This window comes from Streptomyces alkaliphilus (genome assembly GCF_014141535.1).
In the GTDB taxonomy this organism is placed as follows: domain Bacteria; phylum Actinomycetota; class Actinomycetes; order Streptomycetales; family Streptomycetaceae; genus Streptomyces; species Streptomyces alkaliphilus.
Genome location: NZ_VKHT01001737.1, coordinates 1 through 447, shown reverse-complemented (window position 1 = coordinate 447; position 447 = coordinate 1). Strand labels below are relative to the sequence as shown.

General features: G+C 77.9%; 1 protein-coding gene. It reads right to left on the bottom strand.

All coding sequences use genetic code 11. From position 1 onward, the window contains the following. Nucleotides 1-31: 31 nt before the first annotated feature. A partial coding sequence (locus tag FNQ90_RS26545) for a DUF2064 domain-containing protein (RefSeq protein ID WP_182608599.1) occupies nucleotides 32-447 on the bottom strand: 416 nt, incomplete at its 5' end.

The window sequence follows — 447 nt, the reverse complement described above, 5'->3', positions numbered from 1 at the left end:
GTGGGACGGATGCCGCGACGGGGGGCGGTGGTCATGGGCTGTCCCCCTTCTCCCGGCGGGCTCCGGAAGCTCCCGGGGCGACGGGCGCCCCGTGCTCCCCGGGCTCCCCGGGCGTGCCGAACTCCTCGGACGCCCCGGGAACGGTGTGTCCCCAGACCTCCGCGAAACAGCTGTCCGGCGCCACCCGGGCGGCGATGCGATCGGCCTCGGCCACGGTGTCCATGTCCTCCAGTTCCGGCAGGTCGCCCACGCGCAGCCCGGCCGCGACGAGCCGGCGGCGCTGTTCGGCACCGGTGCCGGCGGTGGACATCGGCACCCCGCGGACCAGAGCGGGGTCGGGTTCGCCCAGGCCCAGGGCCCAGAAGCCGCCGTCGCGGGCGGGTCCGAACCAGGCCGCGTCCGGGGCCCCGGCATCGGGAGCCGTGGCGGGGGCGAGGAGTTCGGGGG